The sequence below is a fragment of the Geobacter sp. SVR genome, from assembly GCF_016865365.1.
Lineage (GTDB): Bacteria > Desulfobacterota > Desulfuromonadia > Geobacterales > Pseudopelobacteraceae > Pelotalea.
The window spans coordinates 1,573,833-1,591,883 of sequence record NZ_AP024469.1 but is presented as its reverse complement, the minus strand read 5'-3'; the positions used below and the strand labels follow the sequence as shown (position 1 = coordinate 1,591,883).

At 56.6% G+C, this 18,051-nt stretch carries 15 protein-coding genes and 1 tRNA gene; 4 read left to right on the top strand and 12 right to left on the bottom strand.

Annotation, left to right across the window (positions count from 1 at the left end; translation table 11 throughout):
- Window positions 1–27 precede the first annotated feature (27 nt).
- The 8 genes from GSVR_RS07335 to GSVR_RS07300 all read right to left on the bottom strand — a co-directional run bounded on the left by GSVR_RS07335 (window position 28) and on the right by GSVR_RS07300 (window position 8,519).
- Window positions 28–459: a Fur family transcriptional regulator gene (locus tag GSVR_RS07335; protein WP_173197236.1), complete on the bottom strand. Its 432-nt coding sequence runs from the start codon at window positions 457–459 to the stop codon at window positions 28–30.
- Between the two features lie 156 nt (window positions 460–615).
- Window positions 616–3,849, bottom strand: a complete 3,234-nt coding sequence (locus GSVR_RS07330; protein WP_173197234.1) for a DUF3971 domain-containing protein — start codon at window positions 3,847–3,849, stop codon at window positions 616–618.
- Window positions 3,850–3,851: 2 nt separating this feature from the next.
- Window positions 3,852–5,153, bottom strand: coding sequence for a hemolysin family protein (locus GSVR_RS07325; protein ID WP_173197232.1), 1,302 nt, complete (start codon window positions 5,151–5,153; stop codon window positions 3,852–3,854).
- A gap of 171 nt (window positions 5,154–5,324) precedes the next feature.
- Window positions 5,325–5,768, bottom strand: coding sequence for a 50S ribosomal protein L9 (gene rplI, locus GSVR_RS07320; protein ID WP_173197230.1), 444 nt, complete (start codon window positions 5,766–5,768; stop codon window positions 5,325–5,327).
- 23 nt (window positions 5,769–5,791) lie between these two features.
- A complete protein-coding gene (locus tag GSVR_RS07315) occupies window positions 5,792–6,748 on the bottom strand; it encodes a YybS family protein (RefSeq protein ID WP_173197228.1) in 957 nt (318 codons plus the stop codon).
- A 9-nt stretch (window positions 6,749–6,757) separates the two neighbouring features.
- On the bottom strand, window positions 6,758–7,051 hold the full coding sequence (gene rpsR, locus GSVR_RS07310; RefSeq protein ID WP_173197226.1) for a 30S ribosomal protein S18: 294 nt from the start codon (window positions 7,049–7,051) through the stop codon (window positions 6,758–6,760).
- Between the two features lie 21 nt (window positions 7,052–7,072).
- On the bottom strand, window positions 7,073–7,462 hold the full coding sequence (gene rpsF / locus GSVR_RS07305) for a 30S ribosomal protein S6 (protein ID WP_173197224.1): 390 nt from the start codon (window positions 7,460–7,462) through the stop codon (window positions 7,073–7,075).
- 172 nt (window positions 7,463–7,634) lie between these two features.
- On the bottom strand, window positions 7,635–8,519 hold the full coding sequence (locus tag GSVR_RS07300) for a DUF2156 domain-containing protein (RefSeq protein ID WP_173197222.1): 885 nt from the start codon (window positions 8,517–8,519) through the stop codon (window positions 7,635–7,637).
- 193 nt (window positions 8,520–8,712) lie between these two features.
- On the opposite strand from GSVR_RS07300, the gene GSVR_RS07295 reads away from it, so the two are divergent.
- Together GSVR_RS07295 and GSVR_RS07290 are read left to right on the top strand one after the other, a co-directional pair.
- Window positions 8,713–9,906, top strand: a complete 1,194-nt coding sequence (locus tag GSVR_RS07295; protein ID WP_173197220.1) for a pyridoxal phosphate-dependent aminotransferase — start codon at window positions 8,713–8,715, stop codon at window positions 9,904–9,906.
- A gap of 476 nt (window positions 9,907–10,382) precedes the next feature.
- Window positions 10,383–12,320, top strand: a complete 1,938-nt coding sequence (locus tag GSVR_RS07290) for a 6-bladed beta-propeller (RefSeq protein WP_173197218.1) — start codon at window positions 10,383–10,385, stop codon at window positions 12,318–12,320.
- Window positions 12,321–12,479: 159 nt separating this feature from the next.
- Here GSVR_RS07290 and GSVR_RS07285 read toward each other — a convergent pair whose 3' ends face one another.
- The 4 genes from GSVR_RS07285 to GSVR_RS07270 form a co-directional block, all read right to left on the bottom strand.
- Window positions 12,480–14,108, bottom strand: a complete 1,629-nt coding sequence (locus GSVR_RS07285; RefSeq protein ID WP_173197216.1) for a methyl-accepting chemotaxis protein — start codon at window positions 14,106–14,108, stop codon at window positions 12,480–12,482.
- A gap of 44 nt (window positions 14,109–14,152) precedes the next feature.
- On the bottom strand, window positions 14,153–14,743 hold the full coding sequence (locus GSVR_RS07280) for a DUF2721 domain-containing protein (protein WP_173197214.1): 591 nt from the start codon (window positions 14,741–14,743) through the stop codon (window positions 14,153–14,155).
- Between the two features lie 150 nt (window positions 14,744–14,893).
- Window positions 14,894–15,775, bottom strand: a complete 882-nt coding sequence (locus GSVR_RS07275) for a carbon-nitrogen hydrolase (protein ID WP_305040945.1) — start codon at window positions 15,773–15,775, stop codon at window positions 14,894–14,896.
- On the bottom strand, window positions 15,772–16,797 hold the full coding sequence (locus GSVR_RS07270; RefSeq protein ID WP_173197212.1) for an agmatine/peptidylarginine deiminase: 1,026 nt from the start codon (window positions 16,795–16,797) through the stop codon (window positions 15,772–15,774). Before GSVR_RS07270 ends, GSVR_RS07275 begins: the two co-directional genes overlap by 4 nt.
- A gap of 249 nt (window positions 16,798–17,046) precedes the next feature.
- Here GSVR_RS07270 and ispE point away from each other — a divergent pair, with 249 nt between their 5' ends.
- Complete coding sequence (gene ispE, locus GSVR_RS07265; protein ID WP_173197210.1) at window positions 17,047–17,889, top strand: 4-(cytidine 5'-diphospho)-2-C-methyl-D-erythritol kinase; 843 nt, start codon at window positions 17,047–17,049, stop codon at window positions 17,887–17,889.
- 26 nt (window positions 17,890–17,915) lie between these two features.
- A tRNA-Gln gene (locus tag GSVR_RS07260) sits at window positions 17,916–17,990 on the top strand.
- Window positions 17,991–18,051: the final 61 nt, after the last annotated feature.

The window sequence follows — 18,051 nt, the reverse complement described above, 5'->3', positions numbered from 1 at the left end:
TTTATGCTGCAGGATCCAGCGGAAACCTTATCCACGACACGCGGAGCACAGGCCGTATATCTCCAGCTTGTGGCTCCGGATCAGAAATCCGTGACGCATGGCGATTTCGTTCTGCAACTGTTCGATGGTCTCGTTCTCGAATTCGATGATGCTGTTGCATCCGGTGCACACCAGGTGGTCGTGGTGTTCGCCGGCGGTTATGTGCTCATAACGGGTCTGGCCGTCGTGCAGCAGCATCTCGCGGGCCAGGCCGGCCTCGACGAACAGCTTGAGTGTACGGTATACCGTGGCGTTACCGATCCCGGGATGGGTGGTTTTGATTTTGAGGTACAGTTCTTCGACACTGACATGCTGGTGGGTGGACAGGAAGGCGTCCAGGATGATGTCGCGCTGGCGCGTGGAGCGCAGCCCTTTGCGTGCAGCAAAATTGTTGAACGTCTTTTTCTTTTCCAGGTCCATCGCGCCCCCTATTGAACTTGATTTTCAATAATAGGGGAAATCAGGCCTGTCTGTCAACAGTTTGTCGTTTTTTATTCAGTAATTTTATGTGCCGCCCCAAAGATCCCCCGCCTGAGGTCCGTTCAGTCAGGCTGTACGAGAGGATGCAGGAACGATTCATTTCCCCAGGATGACCTCACCGGTATCGGTGAACAGGCGCACGGGCAACTCGAATACCCTCCTGAAAATATTGAGGACCCCTTTTGCCATCGATTTGACCGGAATGGCCTCCACACGGGGGTTGGACCACGGCCCTTTTGCCTCGAAATAGGCGGTCAGGAAAGCCTTGTCTTTGCCGGTGAGCAACCAGCCCACCACAGGGATGCGGTTCACCACTTTGTCCACGGTCTGCAGCGGTTGCACTCCGATGGTGAATTTCAGCTCCTCCCTGACCACGTCTGCGTTACCGACCAGCGAAATATTGAGGGCATCGCCACGGATGAACAGATCCTGGGTGGAAAGGAGCCCGTCACGGACGGCGAAGCTGCCTTTGATGGTATTGTACGGCATGCCACCCGCCACCATGTCCGGGAGCTGAAATTTCAGCAACTGCGAGAGATTGAGGATGGAAAAAATTTTGGAAAGCACGCTGAATTTACGCAGGCTCCCCTTTTCCAGACGCAGTCGCAGATTGCCCAGGGCGGTCTTCTTGATCTCCGCCAGACTGTCGCCACGGGCCGTGACCTCCCCTTCCAGATTGAGCGTGCCGGTAACTTCGCGGGAGGCGTCCAGGGCATGCAGGAGGCGTTCGGCATTGACCCGCTCGAGATTGAACTTCAGATCGTAGCGGCTGCCCGGACCGGCGGTATTGGGCCCGATTCTGCCCTTGGCCGACAGCTTGCCCCCGTATATGCCGGCCTCAAGCTTCTGCAGATACACAATGCCTTCATCCCTGGAAAGGCTGGCGTTCAGGGCGGTAAATGGCAGCTTGCCGTATTTGCCGGCATCGGCAGCCAGGGTGATCTTGAATTCCCCGTCGGATGCACTGGATGGCCCCGCACCCTGCCCTGTCAGCTTGGTCAGCAGCAGCAGATCCTCGATATCGAGCTGGGAAGAGCCGAGCGACAGGTTGGCCTGGGGGGCGCTGCCGCCGGTATAGGTACCGCTGATGTTGAAATTGGAGGAGTTGAGCTGCCCGGACAAACTGCGGACAACATAGCTGTTGCTCCTGATGGCAAGCGAGGCCTGGAGCCTGCGGATGGCGACATTGTTTTTGGGCGCGGCATCGGCGATATCCTTGAGGAAAAGCTCAGGTGACGCGAGGGTGATTTCAGCTTCGGGGTTCTTGAAATCCCTGATCCTGCCCTTGGCACTGATAAGCGAACTGCCGTAACGCACGCTGATACTGGATGTTTCCAGACTGTTTCCCTTGAAGGTGATCAAACCGTTGACATTGCTGATCGGCTTGAGATTTTGTCCGGGTAGAAAGGCAAACGAAGTGAGCCCGACAGTGCCGTTGTAGTCCATGGCGGCAAAATCGGACGGATTGCCGCTGCCGGTGATGTGAGCCTGGACCTTGCCGTGCGGCCGATAGGTCTGCCACTGCGAGAGAATCGGAAGCGACTCGCTCAAGAGAAACTGGTTGGTCTGCAGTTCAAAATCGAGATGCGGTTCTTTCGCGTATTTCAAGTGTGCCGTTCCGGACAGGGCCATCGGCGGCAGAGTGTAGGACAGACTGGTCAGGCGGGTATCGCTGGGACCGAGAATGGAACTGAAGCTCATATGATTGGGCATGCCCGACGGCTTGCGGATGATCCCGGGAAATGCGTAATTGGCCTGCTTCAGCTCCCACTCCCCCGCGAGACGATAGGAGGAGACGAGGCCGCTTCCCCGCAGCTGCAACGTGGAGGTGCCTGCAAAATTCAGCCGGTCGGCACCCGCCAGACGGGAGAGCCACGCCACATCGCCCGGATGCGGGGTTATCTCCATCTGAAAGGGATAGCTGCAGGGGCTGTCGAGGGGATAGTCGGTTATGCGCCCCTCCACCTTGAAGGGAGAATTGCCGAACGTACCGGTGGCATGGCTGACGATGAAGTCCTTGCCCAGCATTTCCAGCCCGGCCCGTATGTTGGTAAAAGTTGGCACCTTGGGACCGTAGCTGACAATGCCGTTTTCGACCCTGCCCTTGATATGGAGCACGTTGTAGTTGGTGCCCTTTTCCATGTGCACGATCTGGCTGATGCGGCCATCGAGCGAGCCTTCATCGAGTTTGTACGTGCCTCCGGTGATATGTTCCTCTATGTATTCCGAGGCGTCCTTGGCAATGATGCCGTAGGGAATCCATTGGCGCAGTCCCTCGAGACGGAAGGGTTCGGAGGTCGCTCGCGCGGTAATCCGCAGATCGGATGAGGTGATATCCTGAAGCCTGCAGCTCCCCTTGATCCTGAAGCCATCGGCGGAGAACTGGAGCGAAGGCATGTCGATGGCGTTTTTATTGAGCCTGAGTTCGTAATCCAGCTGCGCAAGGCGCGGGTTGACCGGATGGTGGAAAACCGTGGGCCAGTGAACCGTAACCCCGGCCAGTTTCAGCTTTCCCTTGGCACTGAACTCGCGCATGCGGCCCTTGAAGCTGGTTGCCAGGTCAATCCGGCCGCCGGGATTGTCGAAGGGAATGTACCTGCCGTAGTAGGGCCAGAAATGTCCCGGATCAGCCTGTCTGAGGTCGAGGTTCGCATTCAGCTCCGTTTCCGTCAGGGGGGTGGTGCCGGCCGGCAGACGGGCCGTTCCTGACAAAGACACCAGGGCGGGGCCGGAAGCCTGTCCCGGCAGCTCGCAGGACAATTTGAAGCTCCCCTTGCGTCCACGGGAAAGATTTTCCATCGACAGGTTGACATGTTCGGCACGTGCAGAAAATTCCCCTTTGCCTATGAACATGTCACGCCATTCCAGAGAACCATTCCTGACCTGCACCCGCTTCAGATGAATCTGATATGACTCGCTCCCCGGCTTGAGCAGGTCCTCGATATTCAAGGTGCCGTCACTTCCCCGCTTGAGGCGCAGCCCTGCACCATCCAGGGTTACGTCGTTCAGCACGACCTTTTTTTCGAGCAGCGGGAGCAGCGCCAGGTGGAATGTGATGCGTCTGGCCGACAGGAAATCCGAAACGCCGTCCGGCTCCTTTACCGTGACGTCGTCGAAGGTAAAGGTCGGACCGATATGCATCGAAAATTCGCCGCGCGAGAAGCTGACCTTGCGATTGAGGGTTTTCTGCAGAACGTCGATTATCTCGTTGCGATAGGCATTGACATCGATCAGGCGCGGCAGGAAAAACGCCAGGCTGATCATGAGGGTACTCAGGGCGAGGAGGATCAGACCGGGAATTTTGATGTAGGAAGGCTTCAGTTTCGGCACGTTCATCCTTTGACCGGAACGATGCGCACCTTGAGAATGGAGGTGCGGGTCACCTCTTCACAGATGAAGCGGTACCCGTGCCACTCCACTGCCTCACCGCGCAACGGAAACCGGCCCAGCTCGTGAAGGATCAACCCGGCTACCGTGTCGTAGGGCAGATCATCCTCGGGGTTGATGTCGATCGTCTCGTCCAGGTCGAACACCGACAGGTAGCCGGCCACCAGGAGCTGTCCATCCGGCAGGCTCTGAACAGCACCCGTTTCTCCGGCATCGTGCTCGTCCTCGATCTCTCCCAGCAATTCTTCGATCAGGTCCTCGGAGGTCGCCAGCCCGCTCAGTCCGCCATACTCGTCCACCACCAGCGCCATCTGATTCCTGCTGCGCTGCATCTGTTTGAGCAGATCGTTGACCATCATGCTTTCCGGCACGAAGACCGGCGGCCTCATGATGGCCAGCAGATCGAAAGGCTCCCCAGCCACCAGCCTTCCCAGCAGGTCCTTGCCGTGCACCACACCGGCTATGTCCTCGATGGTTCCCCGGTAGACCGGATAGCGGGAATACATATTCTCCAGCACCACCCTGACGACCTCGTCGCGCGAGGCGGACAGCTCAAGACCGACGATGCGGGTACGAGGCACCATGACTTCACGGACGCAGGTATGCGTAAATTCGAATACGTTCTGGATGTACTCGTGCTCAGTGGTGCTGAACACGCCGCTCTCGTGCCCCTCGGCCACGATGTGCTGAACCTCTTCCCGCGTGATGAAGGTGGAGCGGTCGTCTTTTACGCCAATCAGTTGCATGACGGCCTTGCTGGAAGCGGTCAGGAGACTGACTCCGATCGACCCCACACGCGCCAGAGAATCGATCGGCTTGGCGACCCAGAGCGCGATCGTATCGGCGTATTGCAGGCCGATGGCTTTGGGTACCAGTTCACCGATAATCAGGGAAAAGTAAGAGACCACAACGACGACCGACATGACCGCCAGGGGTTCGGCGGCATGCTGTATGACCGGCCAAGGGAGATCGAGCAGGATCGGACGTATCTTTTCGATGGCGATGATGCCGCCGACGGTCGATGCGGTGGAACCTGTCACGGTGACGCCGATCTGAACGATTGCCAGCAGGCGATGGGGGTCCTGCTGCAGACCGTCGATAATGCGCGCCCGCTCGTCTCCTTCGGTCTGCAGTTGTGCGATCCGGCTTTTTCGAACAGAGATGATGGCGAATTCAGAACAGGAAAAAAAGCCGTTCAGCACGACCATCAGGCAAATAACCAGCATTTCAAGCAACATGGTATCCACGCTACCCTCCCGATAAACTGTCATTGTCGCCTGCGCGGCAAATATTGTCAACGGGGACTGCATCAGTTCGTGATATACGTCACGCACCGGAGAAACAGTGTCCTAAAACAAAGAGCCTGCCGGGTGACCGGCAGGCTCTTTGAGTACAATTAAAATTGGCGTAAAGTGTTATTAGGCCGCTTTGACCGTAACCTTGAGCGAAGCGGAGACTTCAGGATTGATCTTGACCGGCACGGTGTACTCGCCGACGTTTTTGATGGGGTCGGCCAGCACGATGGTTTTGCGGTCGATATCAAAGCCTTTCTCCTTGAGGGAGGCGGCGATTTCCATGTTGGTAACGGAGCCGAACAGTTTACCTTCTTCACCGGCCTGATGCGTCAGCTCGATTACCAGTTCGCCCAGCTTGGCAGCCAGCAAACGTGCGGATTCGAGGGCCTTGTCCTTCTTGTAGGCCATCTGGCGCTTGACATGTTCGAGGGCCTTGGCGTTCTTCTCGGTGGCCACGACAGCCAGTCCTTTGGGGAGCAGGTAGTTGCGCGCATAACCGGGTGCAACCTTGACGATATCGCCGATGTGGCCGAGGGTGTCGATGTTCTCCTGCAGAATTACCTTCATTTTCTTCTCCTTTCAAGCCTGTATTACAGGTTTTCCTGATTTCTGGGAGTGCGGAAGTCACCCCACAGGTCGAATATTCCTATGATCGCCACCAGGGCGGAAAGATACGGCTGAAACAGCAACATCAGGTACAATGCGGCTTTCAGGATCCCGGAAAAGGCCTGGCGGGCGAGGACTGCCGTAATGACCGCCAGTCCCTGCAGGAAATAAAGCACCGCCAAAACTGCCAGTACGTTCAGAGCAGGTACGGTGATGACCGGAGTATCGGCCAGCATGGCAAATCCTGCGACTATCAGCAGCCACACCAGTAACTGCGCATTTCTGAAATCCTTGAAATCACCGATTCGCAGCTCAAAATTCCAGCGCGAAGAGGAGCGTTTGAGCAGGGCCAGATTCAGACCGCTTATGGCGATCAGGGCAATGGTGATCAGGGCCGGGTAGATCTTGACGATCAAGCCGGCAGCCATGGCCATCGACTGCTTGACCAAGTCGAGTTCTTCACCCTTGATGCCGGCCTTTTCATAAAGGCTTATGGCGTGGGTGATACTGTCGTTGATCTCCTTGACCGCCAGAAGATGGGGGTTCTGGCCGCTGGTAACGGCTACTGCCAGAGCTGCCATACTGCAAATGCCCAAACCGGCCGCCGTGGCCCAGGCGATGGAGCGGGAAGCTCCCAGCCCCCGTACCAGCAGTTCCGGCATTATCAGGGCGACCATCCCGCACTGGAGCAAATACAGGATGGCGGTTTGAACCCCGAAAAGGCTGGTCAGCAGGGCTATGGTCCCCAGAATGATGGTTACTGCCGTGCCCCGGCCGAATTTGAATCGTGAAAATGCGGCTGGAAAAGGCGCCAGCAGGCCCGATATCAGGCCTGCCGGCGGAACTGCGATATACGCGGCAAACAGAGCGAACGATCCGAGCACGCCAAGAACGGCGGCAGCCAGCCGTACCCCTGCTGTGCCTTGTGGTTGCGGACTCATGCAGCCGGTTTAGGGGAGCACGTGAGTCGAGGCAACCGGCAGCAGCGCCAGGTTGCGGGCGCGCTTGATAGCCTCGGTGATCTCCCTCTGGTGCATCGAGCAATTGCCGGAGATGCGGCGCGGAATGATCTTGCCGCGCTCGGAGATGAAGTAGCGGAGCGTGCGGGGCTCTTTGTAGTCGATGGTCAGGTTCTTCTCGGCGCAGAAGCGGCACACCTTCCTACGCTGGAACGGACGCTTCTTGCGGGGGCCGCCGGGGCCGCCTGCGGGTCTCTGCTGGGATGCGGGTCTCTCATTGCTCATGGTATTCTATCCTCCAGGGAATTATTCAGTTGCCGTTTCTGCAGCAGGTGCGCCGGCTTCGACAGCCTCAGCAGCCTCAGGCTCCGCCAGCGGCGCCTTTTTCTCGGCGACGGGCTTTTCGGGCTGATCGGTGATGTTAACGGTCTGGTATCTGAGCACCTTCTCGTCAAGCCTGAGACGACGCTCCAATTCGGCGATCATCTCGGCGCCGCCATCAAAACGCAGGTACAGGTAGCGTCCCCTGGCGCTTTTCCTGATGGGGTAGGCCAGCTTCCTGATGCCCCAGTCTTCCAGTCGCTGAAAATTGCCCTTGTAGGATGCAATGACGTCTTGGACCTTGTCGGCGATGACTTTGATTTCATCTTCGTTCAGGTCCGGCTGGAGGATGTAAATCGTTTCGTACTTCCTCATGTGTGCTTCCTCCTCACGGTTTTCGAGCCCCGGTCCAACCCGGAGCAAGGAGATTCGGCCGAAGCCGTTTTTAAAGAACAGATCTTATACTACGTTTCCGCACTGAGCGCAACAGTAATTTTCCCGCTGGTTTCGATACTTGTCACAGCAAAGGTCATACTCATTCTCATCTTCATTCAACCAGGCGCGATGCCCTGTACTTCCTGATCATCTCCACCGGATGATAGGAGAGCTTGGCGCTGCGCAGCCCCTGATCCCCCAGATCCTGCTCACGATTGATATAGCGGCAGTCCTGAAACAACATCCGGCTGAATTCTCGGTTGACCAGCTGCGAAAGCCCCTCCATGAAAGGGTCGGCTTTCTCGAAATGGCATACGGCGGTATCGTTTCTGAGCCGTTCTCCCAGCGAAAAGGCCTTGACCGAATCCGCCACCAGCACGACCACCCCTTCCAGTCCCAGTTCGCCGGACAGCTTCAGTGCCATGGCGGTTGCCTCCACCTCGGCTTCCAGGGAGGGGTTGTCCGCTTCCACAACCGATCTGCGCCATTCTTCCAAAAGCACCAGGCAACCATCCCGGTGCCGGTCCTGGTACTGCTCCGTCCGATAGTCATACCGCCGGGAAAAATAGCTGATGCGGTTCTTCTTCTTGTGAAAGCGGTTGCCCGGCAGGCTGGCCAGCTCATCCCGCAGATAGACATAGTCGAAGCTATCCCTGTCCTCCGACACCTGCAGATCTTCGCCTGTCAGATAGTTGACCGCAAAGGCATCGTCGGCTCCGTAAAGCTCACGTCCGTCGGCGAACAGCACCTGCAGGGCTGCGGAAATATCCCCACCGAGCGGCGGCAGGAAATACTCCCTGCCGTCATAGCCTCTTCCCAGTATGATCAGTGATTCGTCAATGCGGGCCAAACGGTAACGGTGGGCCGACATGAATAGATACAGACCGGCAAAAGTCAGTTCCGAAACCTGCGGCTGGAGCGACCCCAGGAGAGGGTCCAGCAAGACCTTATCGTCGAGAGCCAGCGCCCGTGAATCGGGATAGACAGGAATTTGCATTGAGTTCTCCGGCAATAGTTTGTAGTATTCCATAGTTCACCGGCACAATCCAGCACATGCCTTCATTTATGTCAATACCCCGGACAGGTGCCATGAAGAGTGCCGAAAAGTCCACGGGGCAAAGCCCCTCTGCTGAAGCCGGGGCTTTCAGAATCAGCGCATTCTTCATCTCTTCCCGCTCTAGGAGACCACCATGGCCATAGCCAACAAGATCGCCAGCCACATCTCGAAATCGTCCTGGATCCGCAAAATGTTCGAGGAAGGGGAACGCCTGCGCCAGGAATTCGGCGTCGACAACGTGCACGACTTCACCCTGGGCAACCCGGATGTGGAGCCCCCCGAGGCATTTCGTCGCGAACTGATGACACTGGCAGGACAGCCGCTGCCCGGCATGCACCGCTACATGAACAATGCCGGCTATGCGGAAACGCGCACTGCCGTGGCAGAAAAACTGGCCCGCGAATCGGGCCTGGGGGTCACCGCCGATCAGGTTATCATGACCTGCGGCGCCGGCGGAGCGCTGAATGTGGTTCTCAAGACGATCCTGAATCCCGGGGAGGAGGTCATCATCCTGGCCCCCTACTTTGTGGAATACAAATTCTACATCGATAACCATGGTGGTGTGCCAGTAGAAGTATGGACCGACCGCACAACCTTCCAGTTGGACATCGAAGCCATTGAAAAGGCCCTGACTCCCAAGACACGGGCGATCCTGATCTGTTCTCCCAACAACCCGACCGGCGTGATCTACCCCGAAGAGAACCTGCGGCAACTGGGAGAGCTTGTCAAAAAGGTCCACCAGCGTAACGGCCACCTGATCTATGTCATCTCCGACGAACCCTACGCCCGCATCGCTTATGACGGCAAGCAGGTACCCAACATCTTTCCGCTGGTGGAAAGCTCGATCATCGTTACCTCCCACAGCAAGGACCTGGCTCTGCCGGGCGAGCGAATCGGCTATCTGGCTGCCAACCCGCGCATGGACACGGTGCAGCAGTTCATGGAAGGGGCGATCTTCAGTAACCGCGTGCTGGGATTCGTCAATGCGCCGGCCCTGATGCAGCGGCTGGTGGCGAAACTGCAGAACTCGTCCGTAGATATCGCCAGCTACCAGGCCAAACGTGATCTATTGTGCTCCAGCCTGTCGGCCATGGGATTCGAGATGGTCATGCCGGATGGCGCCTTCTACCTCTTCCCCAAATCGCCCCTTACTGACGATGTGGACTTCGTAAAACTGGCCCAGAAGCACCATATCCTGCTGGTGCCGGGAGCCGGCTTCGGCGCACCCGGTTTTTTCCGGATCGCCTACTGCGTGGACCAGGGAGTGATCGAGCGCAGCCTGCCGGCCTGGAGCAGTCTGGCCAAAGAAGCGGGGCTCAGGGGATAACACTCACACAATCATTGATAGTTGCTGGAAAGGCGGAATTCCGAAAGGGATTCCGCCTTTTTTATTCTCTCTGCTCTCCCTTTTGCCAGCATCAAACTTGTAATGCCCTCTAAAAAAATCTTGTCTTTTGACAATAAATGTGTAAATTGCACATTTATAAAATCAACTCATTACAGAAAACCATGGATCATTGAGCCACCTGCTGGCACCGCTGACACACCTTACCCGGCTCGGCAGTCGAAGAGATCCAAAACGGGCCTTTGTTGAGGAGGCGGCCGCACTGCTGCAGGTCTCATACAGCCACGGCACGATCAGCCGTATCAGCACCGCCACCGGCATCAACCGTCGGGAAGTGACACACCTGACGGAAAGGACAAGGAGGAGGATCGTCTGTTTAGAAGGAACAGAAAATGAAAGAAGCTAACTGCGGCAGTATTTGTTCTGGCTGAAATCACGGGATAGACAAGGAGGGGACCATGGAAGTGAAACCGACAAATTTGTGGATGATGATGGTGCACCTGGCATTTCTGCTCATCTGCCTTACCGGCTGTGCCGGAAGCGGAGGAGATGGTGGTTCGCCCCCTCAGATAACGGGTGTTGCGGCGGCGGGATTACCGCTCGCAGGCACCGTTACCATTAAAGATTCCTCAACCCCAACCAAACAGTTATCATCTACTATTGCGGAAGATGGATCTTTCAGCTTCGACGTCACCGGCCTGGCTCCGCCGTTTCTTTTGCAGGCCACCGGAAGTGCCGCTGGAGTCAACTATACGCTTCACTCGCTGAGCTCAAATCCCGGAACGTGCAATATCAACCCCTTGACTGATTTGGCAGTGACCATGGCGAATGGTGGACAGACACCGGCTGATCTTTTTGCCAATCCTTCTCTGTCCACGATGCGAAATCTCGCCTCCACCCTTCCAACCTCGCTAACCAGCCTGCAGACAACGTTGACTCCGCTTTTCGAGTCGGTCGGAGCATCGCCCCACAACATAATCAACGATAAGTACACGGCCGACAGACAGGGACTGGACATGTTGTTCGACATTGCTTCGATCAATGTCAGTAACGGCAGCGTGAGCATTATCGACAAACAGGGGGGCGAGGAGATTCTTCCCTCCACCCCTATTACTTCAGGCCTGCTTACGGGAAGTCCGGACTCCGGCAAGCTGGGACTCCGCACCATAACAGGAAACGTAAAAACATTGTCCGGCGCAGGCATACCCGGAGTGGTCGTGACCGCTTATCCGTTTCTGGGCTGCGGCGGCCCAATTGCAATACCTATTCAGCCTCCACCAAGCAGTAAATCCACCGATAAAAATGTGCAATCGCCTTCACTCCAGATCTTGCCACATGTAAAGACCGATTCGGCTGGAAATTACACCTTATATGTCCAGCGCGGAAGATACTGGATAGTCTCCTCTCTGGCCGGTTACGGATTGACACAGGACTTTATTGAAGTGGTTATTGACACAACCAACGTCACGGGAAAGGATTTCACGGCCGATTATGGCGGCAAGGGGATGTTCGCTTATCCTTCCGCAATAACTATCGATAAGAACGATACTATTTACGTAGCAGATGTGCTCAATAGCAACATCCAGAAGTTCAGCAGCGACGGTACCTACCTGGGGCAATGGGGAAAATATGGCACAAATGGAGGGCAATTCACGTACACAACCTTATTAGGCACGGATACATCCGGAAATATATATGCAGGTAGCAACTATTACGACAATGATATCAGTATTCAGAAGTTCAGCAATGACGGTAGGCTCATAGCACAATGGGGTCGACGGGGAACCGGCGATGGGGAGTTCAGCTATCTTTCGGCATTCACCATAGACAAAAACAATATCCTCTACGCTCTCGACAATATCATAGATAACCCTCGCCTTCAGAAATTCAACAGTAACGGCGAATATCTGTCACAATGGAGCATGCCGGACAACGGCAGCCTTCTATACAATTTTTACACGGCATTGGCTGTAGGCGACAGCGGCAGCCTTTACATGGCGAACAACCGCAACAAGACGATCCAAAAATTCAACAGCAACGGTCAATATTTAAGCCAATGGGGAACGCCAGGAACCGGCGATGGCCAATTCTCGACCCCGTCTGCGATAGCTGTAGACAGGGATGACAATGTATATGTGGTCGACCGGCATAACAACCGTATCCAGAAGTTCAGCAGCAGCGGCGAATTCATCATGGGATGGGGATCATATGGAAGCGATAATGGCCAGTTCAAATATCCGTCCGCTGCAGCCATAGATAAGAATGGAAACATATATGTTGTGGATGACTATAACTATCGCATCCAGAAATTCAGCAGCAACGGTGAATACCTGGGTCAATGGGGCATGTATGGTACCTTGAATCCGAGCCCACCTAGCTTCGCTTGCCCAACCTGATCGGAATCTTTGACAGAATTTTTCTATTCAACTGTAAAAGCCGGGAAATCCCGGCTTTTACAGTTGAATAGAAAACATGGTCAATTCTGGTTTACCGCTTTCCCGCAATTTGAACCGGTTTCCCTGCCCCTCCTGAGGAATCTTGGGCACGCATCGCGACTACGCCAACCTGAACCTGTTTACCAATTCCTGCAGTCTCTGGGCATTCGATGACAGTTGGGCAGCGGCGGTCGCCGTTTCACCTGCCCCGCGGGCTGTCTGCTGAACCACCTCCGTGACCTGCTGCACATTGGTTGTAATCTCGCCTGTCGTGGCAGTCTGTTCCTCTGCTGCTGTGGCTATCTGATTGATCTGCATGGTAACTTCATTGATCTGGGCGAGTATTTCTTCAAGCGCCTGACCTGATTTTTCGGAACTTGCACTCCCTCTTTCGACCTCCTCCACGCCTTCTTCCATGGCGCGAACAGCCGATCTGGTCTCGCTCTGGATGGTCTTGATCATGTCGGATATCTCTTTGGTTGCCCGCGTCGTACGTTCAGCCAGCGCCCTGACCTCATCCGCAACCACCGCAAATCCCCTGCCCTGTTCACCTGCGCGTGCCGCTTCTATGGCGGCATTGAGCGCCAGCAGATTGGTCTGGTCCGCTATGTCTTCGATCGTGCCGACAATCTGGCCTATCTGCTCCGACCGTGCTCCTAGATTTTCAACCGTTTTAGCGGTTTGTTTGACCCGCTCGGAAATTCTCGTCATTCCGGTGATCGTTTCCTGGACGACGGCGCTTCCCTTGGTGGCCGAAGCACTCGTCTCCCGGGAACTTTCCGCCGCCATACTGCAATTGCGGGCAATGTCGCTGCTGGTGGCAGCCATCTCCTCGCTGGCGGTCGCCACCGTGCTGGTCTGCGAGGCGACTTCTTCGGCACCCGTGGCAATCTGTTCGGCGGTGGATTGGAGCTGGTTCGACGCCGATGCGACCTGGCTGGATGTATCGGACACCTGATTCAGTATATTCCTGAGATTTGCCACAACCGTGCGGGAGGATGCTGCCAGAAGTCCTATTTCGTCCTCACCGGTCACATCGATAGCTATCGTCAGGTCTCCTGCAGCAAACTTCCTGTTCATTTCGACCAGGGCCGCAACCGGTCTGGTAATACTTCGGACGATGACCGTCGCGATAACAAACGACATCACAATCGAAACAACAAGAATAATTATGGTGATCGTACGCGTCGACCTGACCGATGCTTCAACCACGTCGCCCGCCTTATCCATCGATTTACCCTGATATGCTATGAGTTCATCGATGGCGGCGAAATATTCCCCCTGAGATTTGCGTACGCTTCCGAAAAGCTCAATTTTGGCTTCATCGTCCTTATTCTTTTCGGTGAGCTCGATCACCAGGTTTTGAGACTTGATATACTCGACTCGTTTCTCCTGAAGCTTGGCCATCATGGCCTTGCCTTCGGTGGACTCGACCGTTTTGCCCAGGTCTTCAATCCTCTTTCCGATCACGTCGCGTGCTTCCAGTATCCTTTTTTTCTCTTTCTGATCTTCGGCAGGATCACTCAAAAGCACCATATTCCGCATCGCCCGGGCAATTATATTGGCGTTGTCCTTGAGTTCAGCCAGGGCACGCACCTTGGGCCAACGGTCGTCCGTCACCTTCTGGATCTCTTGATTGATGGAGGAGAGGCGCAGGATGGAATAGATCCCCATGGTGACCATAAAGAGAAGTACTATACCGAAACCTGCACCAAGTCTGATTCCTATCTTCACATTTGAGCTCTTCATTACTCTCTCCTTCTACGCTAAGCACACCGAGCGGGAAGAATGGATCACTGAACTTTCAGCACCAAGGGTTCTACCTCTTTGCCATCCGGAATTGCACTTATACTATTTGATGGCGTGACAACGCCCGATCGGGTCGCCTTATCCTCCAAAAACTCGATGAAGTCGATATGACGGGTGACGAAGCGCAGATTGAAGCGGCTCTCATATAGCAGCAGGGCGCTGGCAGCGAACAGAAACAGGCCGCCTCCCAGGGCGATGGCGGTCGCTATCCAGTTGTACTCCGGCCCGCCATAGGCCACGTTGATGGCAATGGCCAGACTGGAGGCCACGAACAGCGAGGTAGCGGTGTACAGGGCGGCCATGGATTTCTGCAGCAGAAAGGCCCGCCGCTTCTGCAGGTTGACCTGTCCCTTCAGATGCAGCAAACGCTCGGCAGGATAGGATATCTTACCGTCCACGACTGCCTCGACCTCGCCCTTCATCACATTGACCCGGTCGAAAATGCGTCCCAAACGGGCCGAAGTGGAAAAGATCAGGGTGCCGCAGGCCGAGATCAGCACCGCAGGGGTGATCATCGAAGACAGGATGCGGGAGCTGGAGAGTGCATCGAGCAGTTCTTTTTCGAGCAGAGCCATGTAAAACCTCTTTTGCCTCAGAGGGCACAGAGATCGCAGAGGAAAGCCGAACCCAATTTACAAATGCCAACCGTTCAAATTCACAGCAGGCAGTTTGTTCTGACGTTCTCTGTGCTCTCTGTATCCTCTGTGGCAACAATAAATAATCGACTAATCCCGATAACGCTTGAGAATATCCCCGTAGGCATCGATGCGACGATCGCGCAGGAAAGGCCAGATCCGCCGCACGGTCTCGCTCCTCCGCAGATCGATCTCCGCCATGAGGATTTCCTCTTTATCCCTGGTCGCCTCGGCCAGGACCTCACCCTGGGGACCGGCCACAAAGCTGCTGCCCCAGAAGCGGATACCGGTTTCGGGCTTGTCGCTGGAGGCTTCGAAGCCGACCCGGTTGACCGCCAGCACCGGCAGGCCGTTGGCAACGGCATGGCCGCGCTGGCTGATGATCCAGGCTTCGCGCTGGCGCTCCTTTTCAGCCTCGCTGTCCAAGGGGTCCCAACCGATGGCAGTCGGGTAGATCAGCAGATCCGCTCCGGCCAACGCCATCAGGCGTGCCCCCTCCGGATACCACTGATCCCAGCAGACCAGCACCCCCAGTTTGCCAAGAGAAGTCTTGACGGGATTGAAGCCCAGGTCCCCCGGCGTGAAGTAGAACTTCTCGTAAAAGCCGGGATCATCGGGGATATGCATCTTTCGGTAGGTGCCGGCAATGGAGCCGTCCTTCTCGAATACCACGGCCGTATTGTGGTACAGGCCGGCGGCACGTCGCTCGAAGAGCGAGGCAACCAGCACGATGCCCAGTGTACGGGCCAGGTCGCCCAGGCGGGTGGATGAAGGGCCTGGGATCGACTCTGCCAGATCGAACAGGTCCGGATGCTCCACCTGGCAGAAGTAGGGTCCGGCGTGCAGCTCCTGCAGGACCACCAGGGCCGCACCGGCAGCAGCGGCACGGGTAATCATCTCGACACTTTTGTCCAGGTTGGCCTGGCGGTCTTCGCCGCAGGACTGCTGAATCAGGGCAATCTTGATCGTCATGACAACACCCCCCGGGGCAGTTGCATGGTCACGCAGTGCAGCGACCCGTGCTGTTCCACCAGCGGCAGACAGTCGATACCGATGATCTCGCGGCCGGGAAAAACCTGTCCGATCCGCTCCAGGGCCAGATGATCCTTCGCCTCATCCCGATAGGTCGGCACCAGCACCGCGCCGTTGATCACCAGGAAATTGGCGTAGGTGGCCGGCAGACGGTGAGCATCTTCATCGAAGCGCGCCTTGGGCCAGGGGAGTGGAATCAGCCGATAGGGGGAACCGTCCGGAGCCTTGAAGGCGGACAGCTCCTGTTCCATCAGCTTCAGCTCCCGGTAATGCTCGTCGCGCTCGTCGTCGCAGGCCTGATAGACAATTACGTTATCGGGGCAGATCCGGGCCAGGGTATCGATATGACTGTCGGTATCATCCCCGGCCAGAAACCCATGGTTGAGCCAGTGCACCCGCCGCGCTCCCAGGAGCGAGGCCAGGGCCTGCTCGATTTCGTTCTGATCCAACTGGGGATTGCGGTTGCCGGACATCAGGCAGGCGGCAGTGGTCAGAATGGTGCCGAGACCGTCGCTCTCGATGCTGCCCCCTTCCATCACCAGCCCGATCGTCTTGAGGCCGGGGGCCAGCACCCCCTGCTGTTTGAGCTGCCTCGTGATAAGATTATCGTGGTTGGCGGGAAACTTGAGCCCCCAGCCGTTGAAGGCGAAATCGAGCAGCACCGGCTGGCCGTTGTACTCGACGGTTATGGGACCGAAGTCGCGGGCCCAGGTGTCGTTGTTGGGCATCTCGCAGATGGTGACCAGCCGCGTATCAATGCCCTGCTCCGCAAGGTAGGCCTGCGTTTCGGCGGTTCGAGGCGACGTCAACACAACCCGCTCGAAGCGAGTGATCTGACGGATGATCTCCACAAAGACCGGACGCACGTCGCCCAGCATATAGGCCCAGTCGGTGCCTTCATGGGGCCACGCCAGCAGGACTCCATCCTGCGCTTCCCATTCGGCGGGCAATCTCGGGTTCATAGCCACTATCCTTTCAGCTTCGATTGAATTTGTAACGGGAGCCGTCCTTCCCGGTTCCGGCATCGATGGCGCAGGGCCACCTGCGGGGGCAGTATATCGTGAGCGAAAGATGCTTGCAAGTACCCGAACCCGGTCACGGCCAGTTTTGACTTGATTTCAAGAGGTCTTTGCTCTAGTAATCAGTGAGCTTTGAACATGCGTCCGGGATGCTCACGCATCCGGACATGACCATATTTTCGGAGGATTGCAGTGAATCACCTGACCATCCTGGCGCCGGCCAAGATCAATTATCTGCTGGACGTCATCCGTCGTCGACCTGACGGCTATCACGACCTGCGCATGGTCATGCAGCGGATCAACCTGTGCGACCGGATAGAGATCACGCTCAACGACACCGCCGAACTGGTCGTGACCTGCGGCAAGAACGGCGTGCCCGACGGCCCCGGCAACATCGCCTGGAAGGCGGCGCGCACGCTGTTGGACCTGGCCGGCACCGGGCAGGGTGCCTCCATTACGATCGCCAAGAACATCCCGGTTGCTGCCGGACTGGGTGGCGGCAGCAGCGACGCCGCCAGCGTACTGATGGGCATGAACCAGTTGCTGGAGCTCGGCCTTTCGGACCGGCGCCTGATGGAGATCGGCGTGACCCTCGGCGCCGACGTCCCCTTCTTCGTCTTCAAGCAGACCGCACTGGCCGAGGGCATCGGCGAACAGCTCCGGGCCATGCCTACCATGCCGCCGGCCTGGGTGGTACTGGTGAACCCCGGCGTACACGTCTCGACGGCCTGGGTCTACCAAAATTTGCAGTTGACAAACCGGCGGCAGTTGGCTAAGCTCCCGGAGTTTTTCAGCAGCATCGAGGATGTCTGCGCGATCCTCTCCAACGATCTGGAAGATGTGACCATCCCTTCTTTTCCGGTCATAGAGGAGATCAAAACGACGCTGTTGCGGATGGGGGCGCTCGGCGCGATGATGTCAGGCAGCGGGCCCACCGTCTTTGGCCTTTTCAGGGATCAATCGACCGCGGAAGCGGCATGCGCTACCCTGTCGGAACGTGGAGACTGGTTCGCCGCGGCAGTTGAAACCTTATGAATCCATAGTATCTATGTAATGTATGATGGGGCGTCGCCAAGCGGTAAGGCACCGGATTTTGATTCCGGCATTCCCAGGTTCGATCCCTGGCGCCCCAGCCACTATTAAACAGGGATAGCCCATACGTGGCTGTCCCTTTTTTGTTGCCGTCCACCTCTTGCT

Excerpts from the sequence above, each read along its gene's own strand:
- GSVR_RS07295 (WP_173197220.1), top strand. The coding sequence starts at position 8,713 with ATGGCCATAGCCAACAAGATCGCCAGCCACATCTCGAAATCGTCCTGG.
- rpsR (WP_173197226.1), bottom strand. The coding sequence starts at position 7,051 with ATGAGCAATGAGAGACCCGCATCCCAGCAGAGACCCGCAGGCGGCCCC.
- GSVR_RS07275 (WP_305040945.1), bottom strand. The coding sequence starts at position 15,775 with ATGACGATCAAGATTGCCCTGATTCAGCAGTCCTGCGGCGAAGACCGC.
- GSVR_RS07270 (WP_173197212.1), bottom strand. The coding sequence starts at position 16,797 with ATGAACCCGAGATTGCCCGCCGAATGGGAAGCGCAGGATGGAGTCCTG.
- GSVR_RS07280 (WP_173197214.1), bottom strand. The coding sequence starts at position 14,743 with ATGGCTCTGCTCGAAAAAGAACTGCTCGATGCACTCTCCAGCTCCCGC.
- GSVR_RS07290 (WP_173197218.1), top strand. The coding sequence starts at position 10,383 with ATGGAAGTGAAACCGACAAATTTGTGGATGATGATGGTGCACCTGGCA.
- rplI (WP_173197230.1), bottom strand. The coding sequence starts at position 5,768 with ATGAAGGTAATTCTGCAGGAGAACATCGACACCCTCGGCCACATCGGC.
- GSVR_RS07285 (WP_173197216.1), bottom strand. The coding sequence starts at position 14,108 with ATGAAGAGCTCAAATGTGAAGATAGGAATCAGACTTGGTGCAGGTTTC.
- GSVR_RS07300 (WP_173197222.1), bottom strand. The coding sequence starts at position 8,519 with ATGCAAATTCCTGTCTATCCCGATTCACGGGCGCTGGCTCTCGACGAT.
- GSVR_RS07335 (WP_173197236.1), bottom strand. The coding sequence starts at position 459 with ATGGACCTGGAAAAGAAAAAGACGTTCAACAATTTTGCTGCACGCAAA.
- rpsF (WP_173197224.1), bottom strand. The coding sequence starts at position 7,462 with ATGAGGAAGTACGAAACGATTTACATCCTCCAGCCGGACCTGAACGAA.
- GSVR_RS07315 (WP_173197228.1), bottom strand. The coding sequence starts at position 6,748 with ATGAGTCCGCAACCACAAGGCACAGCAGGGGTACGGCTGGCTGCCGCC.